Origin of the sequence: Clostridium sp. Marseille-Q5894 (genome assembly GCF_946902305.1) — a bacterium.
Lineage (GTDB): Bacteria > Bacillota_I > Bacilli_A > Erysipelotrichales > Coprobacillaceae > Thomasclavelia.
The window spans coordinates 32,302-49,597 of record NZ_CAMPPT010000006.1; the positions used below are offsets into that span (position 1 = coordinate 32,302).

Below are 17,296 nucleotides of genomic sequence, written 5' to 3' on the forward strand. Positions count from 1 at the left end.
TAAGAATTATTAATAATTATAAACCTAAATATTTTTCTCAAGAAACAAACGCAATTTATCTACTTCACCATCAAAGCAATATGCTTCGATCCCCGCTTTTTTAGCTCCTTCAACATTTTCTAAAATATCATCAATAAAAACACATTCATCTGCTTTTAAACCAAACTCCGATAAAAAATGCTGATAGATCTTCAAATCTGGTTTCACCAATTGATGACGAGCTGAAAGATAAAAATCATCAAAATATTTAAATGCTGATACTTTTTGATAATAATCATCAAACTGCAAGCTGCAATTAGACAATAAATATATTTTAAAACCCTTTTGCTTTAACTCTTTTACCAAAGGTTCCATTGCAGTAATCGCTTCAAAATAATCATACCAATGATATAAAGCATACTTTAGTACTTCATGATACTGTTTATCACTCTGACTATATATCTGGTTTAAAGCTTCATCTACGCTAATCAAACCTTGATCCAGCATACGCCACTGTAAACTTTCAAAAAGTTCTTTTTTGATTATTTTTTGTTCATTTAAATCAGCACTCAATTTACTAGCGATATATTCAGGATCCCATCTTAAAATCACATTCCCCATGTCAAAAACAATATTTTTAATCATTTGTTAAAGCTCCTAAAATCGCTACCCCTTTTATGATCTGTTCTCTAGTCGGCATTGAAAAATTCATTCTAAATGACTGACAGCGTTTATTATCATCATCATAAAAAGCATTTCCAGGAACAACAGCTACTTTGTGCTTTAATGCTCTTTGGACGAAAGCTGGCATATCGATTCTTTCTGGTAAAGTAACCCAAATAAACATCCCCCCATCAGGTTTTGTCCATTTACAATCCTTACTAAAATGTTTTTCCATTTCTGATAACATCAAACTACATTTTACATCATAAACCTGCTGTAATTTTGTTAGATGCTGCTCCATATCTGTTTCTTGCAAAAAACGCGCCATTACTCTTTGCGCCCAAGCATTAGTATGAACATCATTTGTTTGTTTAGTAATCGTACATTTAGCAAGCAGTTCTTGATGCCCAACCATGATGGCAACCCGCATTCCAGGTGCAATAATTTTTGAAAAACTAGCTGCATATACTACTAATCCTTCATCATCTAATGATTTTATTGAAGGAATAGCTTTATTTCTAAACCTTAAATCACCGTATGGGTCATCCTCTAAAATCAAAACCTGATATTTTTTAGCTAATGCATAGATTGCTTTACGTTTTTCTAATGAAGTCGTAATTCCGGTAGGATTTTGAAAATTAGGAATCAAATAGATAAACTTAGGTTTCTTTGGCATTTTTAACGCTTCTTCTAATTTAGCGATATTAATACCATCATCATCCATATCAACCCCAACTAATTTAACCCCATTACTTTTAAAAGCATTTAACGCCCCTAAAAAACTAGGATTTTCACAAACAACGACATCCCCTTCATCACACAAGCACTTTGCCATAAAATCCATGATCTGTTGCGAACCTGAAGTTACCATTACCCCATCATAATCATTAACAATATTTCCATGACGTGATAAAAATTTAATTGCTTCTTCTTTAAAATCATTATCACCTTCTGTAATTCCATATTCTAAGACTGAATTCGGCTCGTTATTAAAAATATCATCACTGATTTCTTTTAATTTAACAACCGGAAAAGTCTCACTAGCTGGATTTCCACCACCAAAACTAATAATTTCTGGATCTTTCATCATTTTTAAAATCTCTCTAACCGCTGATGCCTTAACACCGCTGATTCGTTTTGAAAATTCAAATTTCATCTTTCTGCCCCCTTATGTTATAAGACTATTATAAACCAAACATTTCTTAATGCAAAGCACATTAGTTTAGTTTATAATGATTAAAAGGGGTGATTTTTTTATGCAGGCACTATTTTTAGTCTTACACAAAACTGAAAAATTAGATGATTTATTAGTAGCTTTACAAAATAATGGTATAACCGGTGGCACGATCATTGAAAGCAAAGGAATGGTCAATGCATTAAAAAGCAGCGATAACTTTATTATCGAATCATTACGAATCATTCTAGAAGACCCTCGTGAAACTAGCAAAACACTATTCTTTATTTTAAAAAACGATGAAGTTGCTAAAGTCAGAAAAATAATTGATGAAACTTTAAAAGGAATCAATAATCCCAATACAGGTATCATGTTTGGCATCGATCTAACATTTGTAGCTGGTTTAAACAATTAATAAGCATAATGCCCTAGCTGTACGCTAGGGCATTACCATTGTAACATTGACATATATTCATCTACACTAGATAAAGCCTGTTTATAATCATCCATTTTAACCATTTTTTCTTTCTTACCATCAATCGAAGCAATATAAACACTGTCATATTCCCCTTCTAATAATAATGACTGTTTACAATAATCTAATCTGGCATTGACGATTCGATAAACATCTTCACCTTTACTATTTTTATATTGAGCAATATCACCCGTTAAAACTAAAATATAAGCCTCATGAGTCGGCATCTCACTACTGTTATTCAATAATGGTGACTCTTCTCCAGGTGGTAATAAACGCATAATTTTATTAAATTCCTGTTTAGTACTTATTTTATAACCACGTATTTCTTCTTTGGCAGCAATATCCATCGCTACTTCCTGATAACTATCATCAAAATTTTTAGCCGAAACAAATTCCAGCAGTTCTACTTTTAAAACCTGATTTTCAACTACTAATGAACTTAATGTCTCTTTATCTTCTTCTACTGGTTTTACAATCTCATTATTTGCTTTACCAAAATTCAAAACGATCAAAACAACTAAAACCAAGACGATCATACCAATCAGCATTAATGCATTTTTTGTTAATTTAAGGGGTTTTCGTGCCATTTATATCCCTCCTAACATCTTTATTATAACATAAATAAACCATGGAATCTTCCATGGTTTAAAGTAATTTTTCTAAATGACTAACGATCTCGCTTTCAGGAACAAAACCTGTAATTTGATCTACCGCTTTACCATCTTTAAAAATAATCAAGTTAGGTATTGCCTGTACTCCATAACGACCAGCGATATCTGATGAAGCATCAACATTTAATTTATAAAAATCAACTTGATCCATTTTATTCGCTAATTCTTCTAATACTGGTCCTAACATCTTACAAGGTCCACACCAGTCAGCATAAAAATCAACTAATACTAATCCTTTAGCGATAGCACTATCAAATTCATTACTATTTAATATTTTCATTATTCTCACCTCTAATTAACATTATGCCTGATATTAAAATAATTACAACTAATTTGCTTTTATTTTATTAAAATCCGCTAAAGCTAAAGACATAGGATCATTAGTATTATAATAATACATCGAAGAACTGTTTTTAAAATTCACATTACACCAAAATTCCTCACCAGAAACTACATTTTTTAATAAACTAGGATCATTTTCAAAGTCTGTCAATTTACGTTGTAATATTTCTTTCAAAAGCTGTAACTCATCTTTTGAATCAATAATATAATTTTCGTTATTAAAAAATTCAATTTTTTGGCATTTATCCATCTTTTCCAATAATTGATAATATTTACCATTCCAGCTTTTAATCAAATTTTTATCAATTTCATTAACGATTTTTTCATATTCAGTATGTTCCACAGAATACCGACGTACTACTTTACTTCCATTAGAACAATAATAAGTGATATTTATTTTTCTTGGCAGATCATCAACCCTACTCGATTCAATCAATTCTTGATGAATCTTGCTTACTTTAGCAATCTCCTGATCATCAGTGATCCGAATATCTGATTTAACTCCTGCAGCATCTTGATCGATCACTACAGCATCAACTGCATCAGGAATATAATTTTCTAAATAATTTTTAGAGCCCGCAAAAACAACTACTGTTACAAAAACAATTAAAGCTGATTGAATAATACATAATTGATATTTAATTCTTTTAAAATGAATGAATTGAATAATAAAAGTAACAATTACTGTTGCAATAATATTTATTATAACAAAGGTTTTTATTGAAGCTGAGCTGACTCCTAACAATGAAGCTAACAGCCATGATCCGCTTATAATGATGATAAGCCTAATTATTTGGGCGACGATTTTATAAGTAAATCCCTGGTAATTATTACTACGATCACGATTTTTACATATATATAAAGTTAATAGAAAACTAACCACTAGATATCCGATATAAATAAAATAATTTAATTCTAAATCAACACTAGCTGCTGCAGCTATCCTGATAAAGGGCATTAAACTACTTATCATATCTAATGACATCCCGTCATAAACAACCCCTTTGATAAATGAAGCATATACCAATGATAAACTAAAATAAAGTACGATCGGTACAAAGATAATAACCATCTGTAAAACTATATGCATAAAAAGGGTCGTCGTTAAATAAGCAGATAAATTAGATAATGTATAATACAAAAGAATTATTAATAACAGCGCTAGACTATTTTTCAAAAAATCCCCTTGAAGTAAAACGCAATAAATTATAACTGGAACAATCAAACAAATGATTCCGCTTAAGTAATGAATCATAAAGCTTTGCAGTCTAGTTAAAGGTAAAGAGTTATAATATGTTTCTTTAGCCACACTGAACAAATGTCTTAAATTGATCGTCGGGATGATCAAGGTAAAGACAAAAACGATCAAATAAAAAGTAATTACAGCAATATCCTGATTATATGATAATCCACTAATAATAAAATTCAAAACTAGACAGCCAATATAAATAACAAAGAAATCTTTTAACTGTTTTAAATCATTTTTAAATAAGCTTAACATGTTTATATACCAGCCTTTCTAATTGAACTAATAATAATTTCACCATTTGATTTTTCAAACTTCAAATCCAAACTAATTTCAAAACTATCATCCTCATTTAAAGCTGTTACATTTGCTCGATATATAACATAATTATTATCAAATTCTATCAATTCAACAACATCATCATATAAAGAAGTCAAATCATTTATAAGCAACTCATCTTCTATAAACTTAGCTATTGGACTATCAAGATCCACTAATAAATTATTATCAAAAATATAGTTATAACAATCATCAACAAATTCAGACTGTTTGATTATTGAATCATATTCTAAAAATTCTTTAACCTGATCATTTAATTTAATTATATATTGATAACCATCATCACTGCTTAAATTAAGCATACTTGCATCTATTAGATCATCAGCAGTTATTTTTTGATCTTTAGTTATTTGATAAAGCTGATCAATATTTTCTGGACTTAGATAAAGACTTTTTTCTTGATAATAACAAGTTAGATATTTTTTGTTTTCAAAATCTCTAAGCGTATTATTTAAATAATCACTACCTGATTTATTAAAGTAATCTACGATAACTTTAAAATCAAAATAATAATGCATGCTATCTTTATAAAAATCATCTGAATTATCATATAAATTAAGGGTTATTAAAACATCATCATTTCCAAATTCCAGAACATGAACACTATCTAGATTATCATTAAGATAATCAACCAACCCCAACAAATTATCACGATCAAGATTCATTAACAACACATCATTTTTTCGATTATTGATATAAAGATCACCACTGATCTTTTCTTTTGAAAGAAGTTCAGAAACAACCTGGTGATATTGAGTATTTGCAAACGCATAATTAAAGCCAAAAAAGATCAATAAGATGGGAATATAGATCAATAACTTACGATAAATATAAGTACTTTTAAAAATAATCTCAATAAAAATCGCTATGATCACACCAATTACCATGTATATCAACAATAAATCTAAAACCCCATTTAACCCAAAAGTAATATCTATTTGATTCATAAGTAAGATCAAATAAAATATTGCAATCGTTACAATCAACATGATTCCCGCTTTTAAAATCAGTCCAATTTTACGAAAAACCAGCGGTTCTCCAATATACTCATCATTCCTGTTTACATAAATATAATAACTTATCACCAAAAATACCATTGCACTAAGACAATGAATAAAAATCGTCTTATCACCCGTATCAATAAATTCCAGTCCCGCAAAAACCGGAAACACTAATTTAGCATAACGATCACCAATTTGATTGATCTGTCCCGGCACTAAATAAACAGAAAACAAAATTAAACTCAACAACAATGCTACTGGCAATGTATAAGCGACAATACTAAATACGATCTGACCCAAACGATTTCCGGCCATACTGGCAGCTAAATAAGTAATCGTATAATAAATAAACAATAACACAAAAATCATTAACATAAAGCGATAAAACAAAATACTTTCAACAGAGGTATACGACCTAAAAAAATCAACAAAAATCACGCCGATCCCTTCAATTAAAAGCGTAACTAAAACAATTAAATAACCAGCTAAATAATTAGTAAACCAAATACATTTAGAACTTAACGGCAATGCTTTTACTATCGAAGCTTTTGTCTTATCGATCATATAACTTTGAATAAAACTCGGATATACTGTTGTTAAAACAACAGCGCTGATCGCATAAACAACAACACACAACTGTCCCATTCCTGTTCCATCAACAGCTATTGATGCCAAGATAAAAAATCCCCCAAAAACAATTAATGAAACTTTAGCTGGAAAAAGATTATTTTTGACAACACTTCTAAGCAGTGTTTTATTAACCCATGACGTCCTTGAGTTCATCATACTTTCCTCCCAGCGTAAATAAGAAAATTTCCTCTAATGACAATGATAATGTTTCATTTATGATCGGATGATATTTAGATACTATCATATCAATACTTTCAAGATTCCCTTTAACAATCAAAGTATGAACCCGTCCCATCATCTGATGGGCTAAAATATTCAGCTCTTTTTCCAAAGCATACATATCATCACCCGATTCTAAGACGATCTGTAATTTATGATAACCTTCTTTTAAATGATCAAGCGCCTCTTCGAAAATAATTTTTCCATCACTGATCAAAGCAATATGATCACACATACTGTCTAGTTCATTTAAATGATGGCTAGAAATAAAGATCGTCATTTGTCGTTCACTTACATCCTGAATCAAAATATCCCAAATTATTTTACGAATATGCGGATCTAAACCATCAAACGGTTCATCCATAATTAAATATTCCGGCATGATCGAAAGAGCAAAAATAAACATTACCTGCTTTTTCATCCCTTTAGAAAATTTATTAAAATTTTCTAAGCTGTCATGCTTAAACAACCGCATTAATTTAAAGTATCGTTCCTCATTAAAAGTCGGATAGATTCCCTGATAAAGTTCTTTAAGATTTTTAATATTATGACCAAATGTATCAAAAAATTCATCAGGAATGTATACTAACTTTGCTTTTGCTTCACTATTTTCATAAACACGCATTCCTTCTAATTCAACAAAACCGTAATCGCCCTGATACGCTCCGACGATATGACGAATCAATGTTGTTTTACCAGCACCATTTTCACCAATAATGCCATAAATTGAGCCTTTAGGTATATTTAAACTAATATTGTCCAAAATTAATTTGTTATCTATTTTTTTTGAAAGTTCTTTTACTATTAACATTATTTATCCTCCCATTTTTGTTCCAGCAACTGACACAACTGTTCAAAAGTCATTCCCACGTATTTACTTTTAGTCACTATTTCATGTGTCAATTCATTGATCTGCTGTAAAAACAACTTCGTTTGAACATTTTGTTTTGAGCTGACAAAACTCCCTTTACCCGGTAAAGAATATATAAAACCCTGTTCTTCTAAAAGTCGATAAGCTTTAACAACTGTATTAGGATTAATATGAATCGATGAAGACAATTCTCGTACCGAAGGTAATTTATCATCTGCCTGCATCAATCCCGTGGTTATATATTCTAGCAGCTGTTTATAAATTTGTTCATAAATCGGTGTTGCACTATTACTGTCTATTTTCATGCTGACTCCTTTCTAAACTTATCCTCGCACTAATAGTATAACAGACTTTAAACTGTATTACAATAAGCAATACAGTTAATGGCTAAATATAAATATTTTATTAATAATACTTAAATAGTTTGCAATTTTTATTATTTTAAGTAAAATATGTTTTAGAGATAGGAGGTTTTTTATGAGTAAAGTAGCAATTATCACTGATAGTAATTCTGGAATAAGACAAGACGAAGGTAAAAAGTTAGGCATTAATGTATTACCAATGCCCTTTACTATTGATGGCCAGACCTTCTATGAAGATATTAATTTAACACATAGTGAATTTTTTGATAAACTAACAAATGGTGCTGAAGTTTTTACAAGTCAGCCTTTAGTTGGTGATGTCGATAAACTATGGGATGAAGTATTAAAAAATTATGATGAGATAGTATATATTCCAATGTCGAGTGGTTTAAGTGGATCTTGTCAAACGGCGTTGATGTTAGCAAACGAGTATGATGGAAGAGTTCAAGTCGTTGATTCTCAAAGGATCTCAGTTACTCAAAAATGGGATGTGTTTGATGCCATCGAATTAGCCAAACAAGGGAAATCAGCTAAAGAAATCAAAAAAATTCTTGAAACAAATAAATTAAACGCTTCTATCTATATTACAGTCAACACATTAGAATATCTTCGTAAAGGCGGAAGAATTACTCCGGCTGTTGCAATCCTTGGAGGAATGATGAAAATCAAACCGATTTTACAGATCCAAGGTGAAAAGCTTGATACTTTTAGTAAATCAAGAACAATGTCAAAGGCAACAAAAATAATGATTGAAGCGATAAAAAAAGATATTGATGAACGTATCGATCCTGAACAAAAAGGGAAAAATGTTCATGTCTGTGTAGCTTATACATATGACAAGCAGCCAGCATTAGAATTGAAAAAAGAATTAGAGGAAATCTATCCTGATTCTACTATAATCTGTGACCCATTATCATTAAGTGTTTCATGTCATATTGGACCACATGCACTAGCAGTTGCGGCATGTAAAAAAATTATCTAGGCAAGAAACTTCGTTTCTTGCCTTTTTATATGTTATAATAATTATAAAAAGAAGATAAAATATAAATAAGGAGGAAATTATGCAAGAAAAGCCATATACAAATAATAGAAGAACTGGCAAAACTAATCAAAAAAATTATAATAAACCTAAAACTACTAGAAAAACAATTAACAAAAATCGTAATAGTATCGATACTAAAGTATTTGCTTTAGGAGGACTTAATGAAATTGGTAAAAATATGTACTGTATCGAACATGATAATGAGTTATTTATTATTGATGCGGGAGTTAAATTTGCCGAAGAAGGATTACCAGGAATCGATTATGTAATCCCAGATTATTCATATTTAAAGCGCAATGAAAAAAAGATCCGCGGTCTAATGATCACTCATGGTCATGAAGATCATATCGGTGGAATTCCTTTTTTATTACAGATCGTTAAAATCCCTTTTATTTATGCTACTCCGTTAGCTAGTGCGATGATCAAAAGAAAATTAGATGAAAAAAGGCTAACTAATGTGACTAAGATCATCCAAATCAATGATGAATACCAAATCAAATCTAAGTATTTTAATATCGGATTTTTCAAGACCAATCATTCTATCCCTGAATCATTAGGAATCATCGTCAATAGTCCTAATGGTAGAATCGTTGAAACTGGTGACTTTAAATTTGATTTATCTCCAGTGGGAGATGCTGCTGACTATCAAAAAATGTCTTTCTTAGGTGAAACTGGTGTCACTTTATTAATGAGTGACTCAACAAATTCTGAAGTTCCTACTTTTTCTATCAGTGAAAAGAAAGTCGCTAACAGCGTCCAGGAAGAATTTAGAAAAACTGAAGGGCGCTTGATCGTTGCCACATTTGCTTCAAACGTTCATCGTGTCCAGCAAATCGTTGAAGCAGCAGTTAAATTTAATCGAAAAATTCTTGTTTATGGTCGTTCAATGGAAAATAATATCCAAGTTTCTAGAGCCATGGGATATATTAAATGCCCTGATAAATTTTTCATCAAAAATGATCAGGCTAAAAAATTACCTGACAATGAAATATTGATTTTATGTACTGGTTCTCAAGGTGAAGCTTTAGCCGCTTTAAGCAGAATCGCTAATGGAACTCATAAATATGTAAAGATCAAACCTGGTGATACAGTTGTATTTTCGTCAAATCCAATTCCTGGAAATGCTTATAGTGTCAATGTCGTTGTAAATAAATTATTTAGAGCTGGAGCCAAAGTTTTAACAAATACCGCTTTCAATAATCTACATACTTCTGGACACGCATCCCAAGAAGAGCAAAAATTAATGATGCTACTTACTAAACCAAAGTATTTTTTCCCAGTTCATGGTGAATATCGGATGTTAAAAATCCATGCTGCCTTATCTCAAGAAGTTGGTGTGCCAGCAGAAAATTCATTCGTTCTTTCTAACGGTGATACAATCCTACTAAATAACGGCGAAGCACGTTTAGGACCACGGATCCATGTTGAAGACATTTATGTTGATGGAAATGATATCAGTGGTTTATCTACAGCAGTACTTCGTGATCGTCAAATTCTTTCAGAAGATGGAATGGTTTCGATCTTGATCAGTATGGATTCTAGAGCCGGAAAATTATTGACACATCCAGTAATTATTTCTCGAGGATTTGTTTATATGAAAGACAGTTTTCATATGATTCGTGAAGCAGAACGCTTAGTTGAAAGTTCTTTATCTAAGTTATTACAAGGAAAAACTACTTTTGGAGAAATAAAGAATACGACACGGGATATCTTATCTTCATATTTTTATCGTAAAACAAAGCGTAATCCGATGATCATTCCGGTTATCATGAATAAAAAACCATGAGAAAAAAAATAAGAACAATTAAATTTCTTTTATTAGTAATTATAATTATCGGTGGCGGTTTTGGTTATTATCATAGTCATTACATCGCCCCTGATGATTATACGATCAAAAAAACTACTATTAATAATAGTAGTCTTCCTAATGAATTTGCAAATTTTGAAATTGGATTTATTAGTGATATAAATCTTCAAAATAGTAGTGATATTACTAGATTGGAAAAAATCGTGACATCTTTAAATAATCAGCATGTTGATATGCTTATTTTTGGTGGTGATTTATTTACAGATATCCCATTTGATAATGAAAAAGTAATTGAAGTATTATCAAATATAAAATCAAGTTATGGTAAATTTGCTGTGTTAGGTGAAAAAGATCTCGCTTCACTAAATGATGTTACAAGTATTTTAAATGAAGGTGGATTTGAAGTTCTTCATAATGAATATCGTCCCATTTATTTCAATAATGCGACAATTGGGTTATTCGGTCTAGAAAGCAGTGGCGATATTTCCGGTTTGATCAACGAAAACAATCAAGATATTTATAAACTTGTAGCTGTTCATGAACCAGATTATTTTGATACTACAGCTAAAAGTAATATTGCATTGCAATTATCTGGTCATACGATGGGCGGTTATATTTATTTACCTGGGATTGGTGGTTTATTTAAAAAGAGTAATGGTCAAAATTATGTTCATGGCTACTATACTAAAAACAAAAGCCAATTGGTTATTTCTAATGGTTTAGGTATGGAAAATGGTTATGAATATCGATTGTTTTGCCCTAACCAAATTAATATAATTACACTAAAAAAGTAATCTGATGAGATTACTTTTTTATTTCAGTTCCAACACCATTAGTAGTAAAAATTTCAACTAACAAACTATGTTCCATTCTACCATCTAAAATATGGACTTTATTTACATCATTTTGTACTGCATCAATACAGTTTTGTAACTTAGGAATCATTCCTCCTTGAATAATTCCTGATTCAAATAATACTTTTGCTGAAGCGGTATTAATTTTAGAAATCAAAGTTTTAGGATCATTAGGGTCTTTCAATACCCCTTCAATATCAGTTAAAAAGACTAGTTTACTCGCCTTTAAAGCACGAGCAATAGCAGTTGCCACATCATCAGCGTTAATATTATAAGCATTATATTTTTCATCTAAACCGATCGTTGAAATAATTGGAGTATAACCATTCATCAATAACGTTTCAATCAAATCAGTATCAACTGCTGTGATCTTACCTACCCAGCCAATATCTTCACCTTTAGAAAAATGTTTTTCAACAGTAAGCATATTACCATCTTTACCTGATAACCCGACAGCATGCGTACCAATTCTTTCCATATGCTGTACCAGTCCTTTATTCAACTTTCCAGATAGTACCATTTCTGCAACTTCTAAAGTTTCTTTAGTAGTAACTCTTAAACCATTTTTAAATTCACTTTCAATACTAACCTTATTTAACCAAGTATTAATATCTTTTCCCCCACCATGAACTATTACCGGCTTGATTCCAACTGATTTTAATACTGCGATATCTTTTAATACTGACTGTTTGATAACTTCATTTGTCATCGCACTGCCACCATATTTAATAACAACTGTATCTCCAGCAAATTTTTGAATATAGCTTAGCGCATCAACTAATACTTGAGCTTTATTTTGTTCTCTTGTATGCACTTAAATTCCCCCTTACGAACGATAATCAGCATTGATCTTAACATAATCATAAGTTAGATCACAACCCCATGCTGTTGCTTTAAAATCACCATTATGAATATCAATAATTGCTTTAACTTCACTACTTGATAATATCTTGGTTGCTTTTTCTTCACTATAATCTGTTGCCATTCCCTTAGATACTAACTGCAACTGACCAAATTCACTAGCAACACTTAAGTCCACATCATAAGGATCAAATTCTTCACCAGAATACCCCATTGCACATAATAATCTTCCCCAATTAGCATCATTACCATAAACAGCTGTCTTTACTAACGGTGATGTACAAACACTTTTAGCAATCACTTTAGCCTGTTTAATACTGCTGGCACCATGAACTTGTACCTCCAATAATTTAGTAGCTCCTTCGCCATCACCAGCAATAGCTTTAGCTAGATATTCATTAACATAATATAAAGCTTCTTTAAAAATTTGATAATCTTCATCTTCATTAACGATTTCTTTATTATTAGCTAAACCATTAGCTAATAATAAGACAGTATCATTTGTTGAAGTATCCCGATCTACAGATACCATATTAAAAGTATCAGGAATTACTTCTTTTAAAGCCTTATTTAATAACTCTTTAGAAATATTACAATCAGTTGTAATAAACCCTAACATCGTCGCCATATTAGGATGAATCATCCCTGAACCCTTACAACAAGCACCCAAAGTAACTTTCTTTCCATCAAGTTTAATTTCCACTGCAAGATGCTTTGGTTTTGTATCTGTCGTCATAATTGCTTCAGCTACGATCATACCAGCCTCTTCACTATCACTTAACAATGATTTTACTTGTGGTATACCCGCGATAATTTTATCCATCGGTAACTGTTTACCAATTACCCCAGTTGAACAAATCAAAACTTCTTCTTTTTCAAAACTAAAATTATCAGCTACGCTTTTAGCGAACTCTTCATTATACTTCATTCCCTCATCACCAGTACAAGCATTAGCAACACCACTATTGATTGCAACAACTCTTGCATGATCATAGTTCTCTACGATCATCTTATCCCATACTACCGGTGCCGCCTTAACAATATTTTGTGTAAATGTACCGACTGCTTTAGCATCGACTTGACTATAGATCAACGCTAAATCTTTTTTCTCTTTTTTTATACCAACATGGGCTCCTGCTCCAAAAAAACCAATTGGCGAAGTCACTGTTCCATTATCAATTATTTTCATTATCAAATCCCCCTATAATACCGCAGGCGCTAAAAGCAACCCAGCTTTTTCATCAAGTCCAAACATGATATTCATATTTTGAATTGCTTGACCAGCCGCCCCTTTTACTAAGTTATCCATTGCTCCCATCATAATAATTCGATTAGTCCGAGAGTCGATCTTATAATTAATATCAACAAAATTACTAGCTTTAACATTTCGAACTTCTGGTAAAACTCCAGAATTTAAAACTCTTACAAAATACTCATCATCATAACATTGATAAGCCTTAGCTACATCTTCTTTACTAACTCCGGCTTTTAATTTTGCATAAGCAGTTACTAAAATACCACGATTCATCGGAACTAGATGAGGCGTAAAGTTCAATAATACTTCCTGATTACAAGCATAACCTAACTGTTCTTCAATTTCTGGGGTATGACGATGACTCGCAACCCCATATGCTTTAATACTTTCATTTACTTCACAATATAAGTTAGCCACTTTAGCGCCACGTCCCGCGCCACTAACACCACTTTTAGCATCAATGATCAATGTATCCATATCGATCAATCCTGCTTTGGCTAACGGATAGATTGTTAAGATCGAGCATGTTGGATAGCAGCCTGGATTTGCAATCAAACGCGCTTTTTTTATTTGTTCGCGATTAATTTCACACAATCCATATACAGCTTCTTTGATAAATTCTGGGGAAGCATGTTCGATTCCATACCACTTTTCATAAGTATCTACATTTTTAATTCGATAATCAGCACTTAAATCAATCACTTTTACTTTACTTAAAACATTTTCATTAACCATCTTTGCACACACTCCCTGAGGTGTTGCAAAAAACACAACATCAACATCATCTAAATAATCTTCGATGTTTTCATCAACACATTTTTGATCTAACAGCTTAAAATAACTAGCATAAACAAAACTATATTCTTGATCAGTGTATGTCCTTGATGAAACCCACTTAATTTCAACTTCTTTATGCGTTAATAAAAATCGTACTAACTCACATCCCCCATATCCGGTTGATCCCACAATTCCTACTCTAATCATTTTTTAGTCCTCCACTTTCTTTAATATAAAAAAACGTCTCTTAAACAAGAGACGAAATTAACCGCGTTACCACTCTATTTATCATAAGTTGACCCTATGATCTCTTTCATCGTTAAGGGTGATTGCCCGAAAGCGATACTCTAAGTTCCCACTTTCCTCTCGTAAATGCGCTTCATTTTGATTAGACTGCCAATCTTCCACCCACATCAGCTCGCTAAAAATCGTCATCAAAACTACTCTTTTAGTCATCGAGTTTGGTTACTATTATATTACTAAAAAATATTTTGTCAAATAAAAATTGAATTTCTTTCTTGATTTAAAATAATTCTTTAACTCTAATAAAAAAAACTTATTATTTATAAATGTGAAGATCCTTGATATATAAGAATCTTCACATTATTCTAAAACCTAATTTAAACCATACTTTTCTACATATTTATCAATTATCTGCTGTGAAATCAACGGTGCTGAACTGCTGCCTCCATTCGATGCTGTCGTTTGTCGTATCGCGATACAGGCAAAGGCTACGATTGGTTCAGAGTTTTCATCTGCCTGGATATATCCGATCTGTAAATGGTTTGGATAATCGGTCTCTCCTGTTCCTGTATAATCTTCAGCAGTCCCCGTTTTTGCATATGTCACATAGGATTTACTGCTCCAGTAAGAATTACATGTCCCGTTTGTTCTTGTTACACAGGCTCTCATTCCCTGTTTGATTTGGCTAAAAGCCGTCGTTTGCTCAGATACATCATCTAACACTTCTGTTTTAACTGTATAGTTGGCATTTGCCAATCCATCAGCATCTGTTACATATGAATCTAAAAATAAATGTGGTTTGATTCTCTTTCCACCGTTTGCTAGTGTGCAGGCATACTGTGCTAACTGGATATTTGTATATGTATCATATTGTCCAATCGAAGCATCTAATAAATACCCTCCAGTTCGCTTGCTTCCTCTATATCCAAACGCTTCGTTAGGAATATCGATCCCTGTCTTTACTCCCAAGCCTAATTCTCCAAGATCTCTTCTTAAGGTTTCAAAAGCTTCATCATTGATCTTTAGCGGTCCATCATATACGTAGTTTGCTCCTCCTAACAGCATCGCTATTCTAAACATATAAACATTTGATGAGTATGCTAGAGCATCTATTTCATTGATCAGTCCTAAATCTCGATGTGATTTCTTCTCTTTCGTTCCTTTGATCTTGATTGGTTCATCCATAAAGGTCGTCCCTGGTGTTATCACCCCTTCTTTAAACGCTGTATAAAGAGTTCCTCCTTTGATCGTCGATCCAATCAAATTGGCATCTAAATAGTTTCCAGCTGCATAATCTGTTACTTCTCCGGTCTCTTTATTGATGATCTTCCCAGACATCACGATGATCTCACCCGTGTAGGGATCCATCAGTGTAAAAAACATCTTATTAAAGAATTTATTTTGACTGTTCATCTTGACCAGTTCTTCTTCTATTATCGAATCGGCAAACTGCTGCAGCTCCCAATCGATCGATAGACGGATATTTGATCCGGCTGTTCCTGATTTGGTACTTGTAACAATTGGATTTCCACTACTGTCATAATTCAATGTATAGCTGCTGTCGCTTCCTCTCAAGATATTTTCATACTGTGCTTCTAATCCAGATACCCCGACTCTGGAATCGTTTTGATATCCTAAAGCTAACAGTTCATTTTTCATTTCCGAAGGCAGACCCTGTTTTTTCGTCGTTACTCTGCCCAGTACCTGACTGAATTCCCGGTCGTAAACATACTGCCGTGACCAGTCTGTCGTTACATCGATTCCTGGCAGGATATCGATGTTTTCTCCAATGATACTTGCTTCTTCTTCACTGATCCCTTCTGCTAGTACTGATGATCCGCTTGAACAGCTCTTCATCAAATAATAAAAGTGCGTATATTTTAATGTGTTTTCATCCATGTATTCTTCAAGCATCTCATCAGTGATCCGTTCGATCTGAAGATTTAATAAAGCACTGTCATAATTATTCTGCTCTTTAAGTTTAGCTTTTTCTTCATCACTGACTAATTCATCAGCTAGATCTGGATATGCAATAATGAAATAATCTTTTTTATTACGGGTTGAAATAGAAGAGGTATCTAGATTTATCGTCTTCGCTAAAAATTTAGCCGATGTTTTTAATTGTTCATCCTTGATCTTTTTAGGTGCATAATAAGTTGCACAGATAACATTAGTATTTTGTACCAGTTTAACATAATTACGATCGACGATTTCACCTCTAGGGGCATCGGTTGAATATGTAGCAGTACCATATTTTTCTAATTTAACAGCTAATTCATCGCTGTCTTTAAACTGAATCAAAGCCAGTCTAGCAGCCATGACTGATGTAATAGCAACAATGAAACAAAGCAAAACGATCAACCGCCTGCTGACTATATTATCCTGTTTATTTTTCTGTTCTCGTTCTTGTTCTAAAGCTCCATAAAAACGAACTTTATGAATTTTGTTTTTAAAATTAAATGCCATCTTACTACCCTCCCTC

General features: G+C 32.2%; 16 protein-coding genes and 1 other annotated feature. Of the genes, 4 read left to right on the plus strand and 12 right to left on the minus strand.

The window, feature by feature from the left end:
- Positions 1-24 precede the first annotated feature (24 nt).
- Positions 25-624 carry an HAD family hydrolase gene (locus OC535_RS09920; protein ID WP_498823720.1) on the minus strand — a complete coding sequence of 200 codons (600 nt, stop codon included), beginning with the start codon at positions 622-624 and terminating at the stop codon, positions 25-27.
- Positions 617-1,798 carry an aminotransferase-like domain-containing protein gene (locus OC535_RS09925; protein WP_498823721.1) on the minus strand — a complete coding sequence of 394 codons (1,182 nt, stop codon included), beginning with the start codon at positions 1,796-1,798 and terminating at the stop codon, positions 617-619. Before OC535_RS09925 ends, OC535_RS09920 begins: the two co-directional genes overlap by 8 nt.
- A 100-nt stretch (positions 1,799-1,898) precedes the next feature.
- On the opposite strand from OC535_RS09925, the gene OC535_RS09930 reads away from it, so the two are divergent.
- On the plus strand, positions 1,899-2,231 hold the full coding sequence (locus tag OC535_RS09930) for a P-II family nitrogen regulator (protein WP_027089702.1): 333 nt from the start codon (positions 1,899-1,901) through the stop codon (positions 2,229-2,231).
- Between the two features lie 32 nt (positions 2,232-2,263).
- On the opposite strand, the gene OC535_RS09935 is transcribed toward OC535_RS09930, so the two are convergent.
- The 6 genes from OC535_RS09935 to OC535_RS09960 are packed head-to-tail and all read right to left on the minus strand — an operon-like array spanning position 2,264 to position 7,918.
- Positions 2,264-2,881, minus strand: a complete 618-nt coding sequence (locus OC535_RS09935) for a hypothetical protein (RefSeq protein WP_227053448.1) — start codon at positions 2,879-2,881, stop codon at positions 2,264-2,266.
- Positions 2,882-2,939: 58 nt separating this feature from the next.
- A complete protein-coding gene (trxA, locus tag OC535_RS09940; protein ID WP_024721296.1) occupies positions 2,940-3,248 on the minus strand; it encodes a thioredoxin in 309 nt (102 codons plus the stop codon).
- Positions 3,249-3,293: 45 nt separating this feature from the next.
- A complete protein-coding gene (locus OC535_RS09945; RefSeq protein WP_498823722.1) occupies positions 3,294-4,808 on the minus strand; it encodes a hypothetical protein in 1,515 nt (504 codons plus the stop codon).
- Positions 4,809-4,810: 2 nt separating this feature from the next.
- The gene (locus tag OC535_RS09950; protein ID WP_498823723.1) at positions 4,811-6,679 is read right to left on the minus strand and encodes a hypothetical protein; all 1,869 of its coding nucleotides are present in this window, start codon (positions 6,677-6,679) and stop codon (positions 4,811-4,813) included.
- The gene (locus OC535_RS09955; protein ID WP_024721293.1) at positions 6,651-7,553 is read right to left on the minus strand and encodes an ABC transporter ATP-binding protein; all 903 of its coding nucleotides are present in this window, start codon (positions 7,551-7,553) and stop codon (positions 6,651-6,653) included. Before OC535_RS09955 ends, OC535_RS09950 begins: the two co-directional genes overlap by 29 nt.
- Positions 7,553-7,918 carry a GntR family transcriptional regulator gene (locus tag OC535_RS09960; RefSeq protein ID WP_024721292.1) on the minus strand — a complete coding sequence of 122 codons (366 nt, stop codon included), beginning with the start codon at positions 7,916-7,918 and terminating at the stop codon, positions 7,553-7,555. Before OC535_RS09960 ends, OC535_RS09955 begins: the two co-directional genes overlap by 1 nt.
- A gap of 172 nt (positions 7,919-8,090) precedes the next feature.
- Between OC535_RS09960 and OC535_RS09965 the strand changes: the two genes are divergently transcribed.
- The 3 genes from OC535_RS09965 (at position 8,091) to OC535_RS09975 (ending at position 11,618) form a co-directional block, all read left to right on the plus strand.
- On the plus strand, positions 8,091-8,957 hold the full coding sequence (locus tag OC535_RS09965; protein ID WP_498823724.1) for a DegV family protein: 867 nt from the start codon (positions 8,091-8,093) through the stop codon (positions 8,955-8,957).
- 79 nt (positions 8,958-9,036) lie between these two features.
- Complete coding sequence (gene rnjA, locus OC535_RS09970; protein ID WP_024721290.1) at positions 9,037-10,803, plus strand: ribonuclease J1; 1,767 nt, start codon at positions 9,037-9,039, stop codon at positions 10,801-10,803.
- On the plus strand, positions 10,800-11,618 hold the full coding sequence (locus OC535_RS09975) for a metallophosphoesterase (RefSeq protein ID WP_027089711.1): 819 nt from the start codon (positions 10,800-10,802) through the stop codon (positions 11,616-11,618). The genes rnjA and OC535_RS09975 overlap by 4 nt, the downstream gene beginning before the upstream one ends.
- Positions 11,619-11,628: 10 nt before the next feature.
- Here OC535_RS09975 and argB read toward each other — a convergent pair whose 3' ends face one another.
- From argB to OC535_RS09995, 4 genes are all read right to left on the minus strand, one after another.
- Positions 11,629-12,492 (minus strand): acetylglutamate kinase, encoded by an 864-nt coding sequence (gene argB / locus OC535_RS09980; protein ID WP_024721288.1) that lies wholly within the window; start codon positions 12,490-12,492, stop codon positions 11,629-11,631.
- Positions 12,493-12,504: 12 nt separating this feature from the next.
- A complete protein-coding gene (gene argJ / locus OC535_RS09985) occupies positions 12,505-13,728 on the minus strand; it encodes a bifunctional glutamate N-acetyltransferase/amino-acid acetyltransferase ArgJ (RefSeq protein ID WP_027089574.1) in 1,224 nt (407 codons plus the stop codon).
- Positions 13,729-13,740: 12 nt separating this feature from the next.
- Positions 13,741-14,778 carry an N-acetyl-gamma-glutamyl-phosphate reductase gene (argC, locus tag OC535_RS09990; protein WP_024721286.1) on the minus strand — a complete coding sequence of 346 codons (1,038 nt, stop codon included), beginning with the start codon at positions 14,776-14,778 and terminating at the stop codon, positions 13,741-13,743.
- Between the two features lie 44 nt (positions 14,779-14,822).
- Positions 14,823-15,036: a binding site (T-box leader), on the minus strand.
- 150 nt (positions 15,037-15,186) lie between these two features.
- On the minus strand, positions 15,187-17,280 hold the full coding sequence (locus OC535_RS09995; protein ID WP_498823726.1) for a peptidoglycan D,D-transpeptidase FtsI family protein: 2,094 nt from the start codon (positions 17,278-17,280) through the stop codon (positions 15,187-15,189).
- Between the last annotated feature and the right edge of the window lie 16 nt (positions 17,281-17,296).

Coding starts and splice junctions, on each gene's coding strand:
- OC535_RS09975 (WP_027089711.1), top strand. CDS start 10,800: ATGAGAAAAAAAATAAGAACAATTAAATTTCTTTTATTAGTAATTATA.
- OC535_RS09930 (WP_027089702.1), top strand. CDS start 1,899: ATGCAGGCACTATTTTTAGTCTTACACAAAACTGAAAAATTAGATGAT.
- OC535_RS09925 (WP_498823721.1), bottom strand. CDS start 1,798: ATGAAATTTGAATTTTCAAAACGAATCAGCGGTGTTAAGGCATCAGCG.
- argC (WP_024721286.1), bottom strand. CDS start 14,778: ATGATTAGAGTAGGAATTGTGGGATCAACCGGATATGGGGGATGTGAG.
- OC535_RS09960 (WP_024721292.1), bottom strand. CDS start 7,918: ATGAAAATAGACAGTAATAGTGCAACACCGATTTATGAACAAATTTAT.
- OC535_RS09950 (WP_498823723.1), bottom strand. CDS start 6,679: ATGATGAACTCAAGGACGTCATGGGTTAATAAAACACTGCTTAGAAGT.
- OC535_RS09995 (WP_498823726.1), bottom strand. CDS start 17,280: ATGGCATTTAATTTTAAAAACAAAATTCATAAAGTTCGTTTTTATGGA.
- rnjA (WP_024721290.1), top strand. CDS start 9,037: ATGCAAGAAAAGCCATATACAAATAATAGAAGAACTGGCAAAACTAAT.
- OC535_RS09920 (WP_498823720.1), bottom strand. CDS start 624: ATGATTAAAAATATTGTTTTTGACATGGGGAATGTGATTTTAAGATGG.
- OC535_RS09935 (WP_227053448.1), bottom strand. CDS start 2,881: ATGGCACGAAAACCCCTTAAATTAACAAAAAATGCATTAATGCTGATT.
- OC535_RS09965 (WP_498823724.1), top strand. CDS start 8,091: ATGAGTAAAGTAGCAATTATCACTGATAGTAATTCTGGAATAAGACAA.
- OC535_RS09945 (WP_498823722.1), bottom strand. CDS start 4,808: ATGTTAAGCTTATTTAAAAATGATTTAAAACAGTTAAAAGATTTCTTT.
- argJ (WP_027089574.1), bottom strand. CDS start 13,728: ATGAAAATAATTGATAATGGAACAGTGACTTCGCCAATTGGTTTTTTT.
- OC535_RS09955 (WP_024721293.1), bottom strand. CDS start 7,553: ATGTTAATAGTAAAAGAACTTTCAAAAAAAATAGATAACAAATTAATT.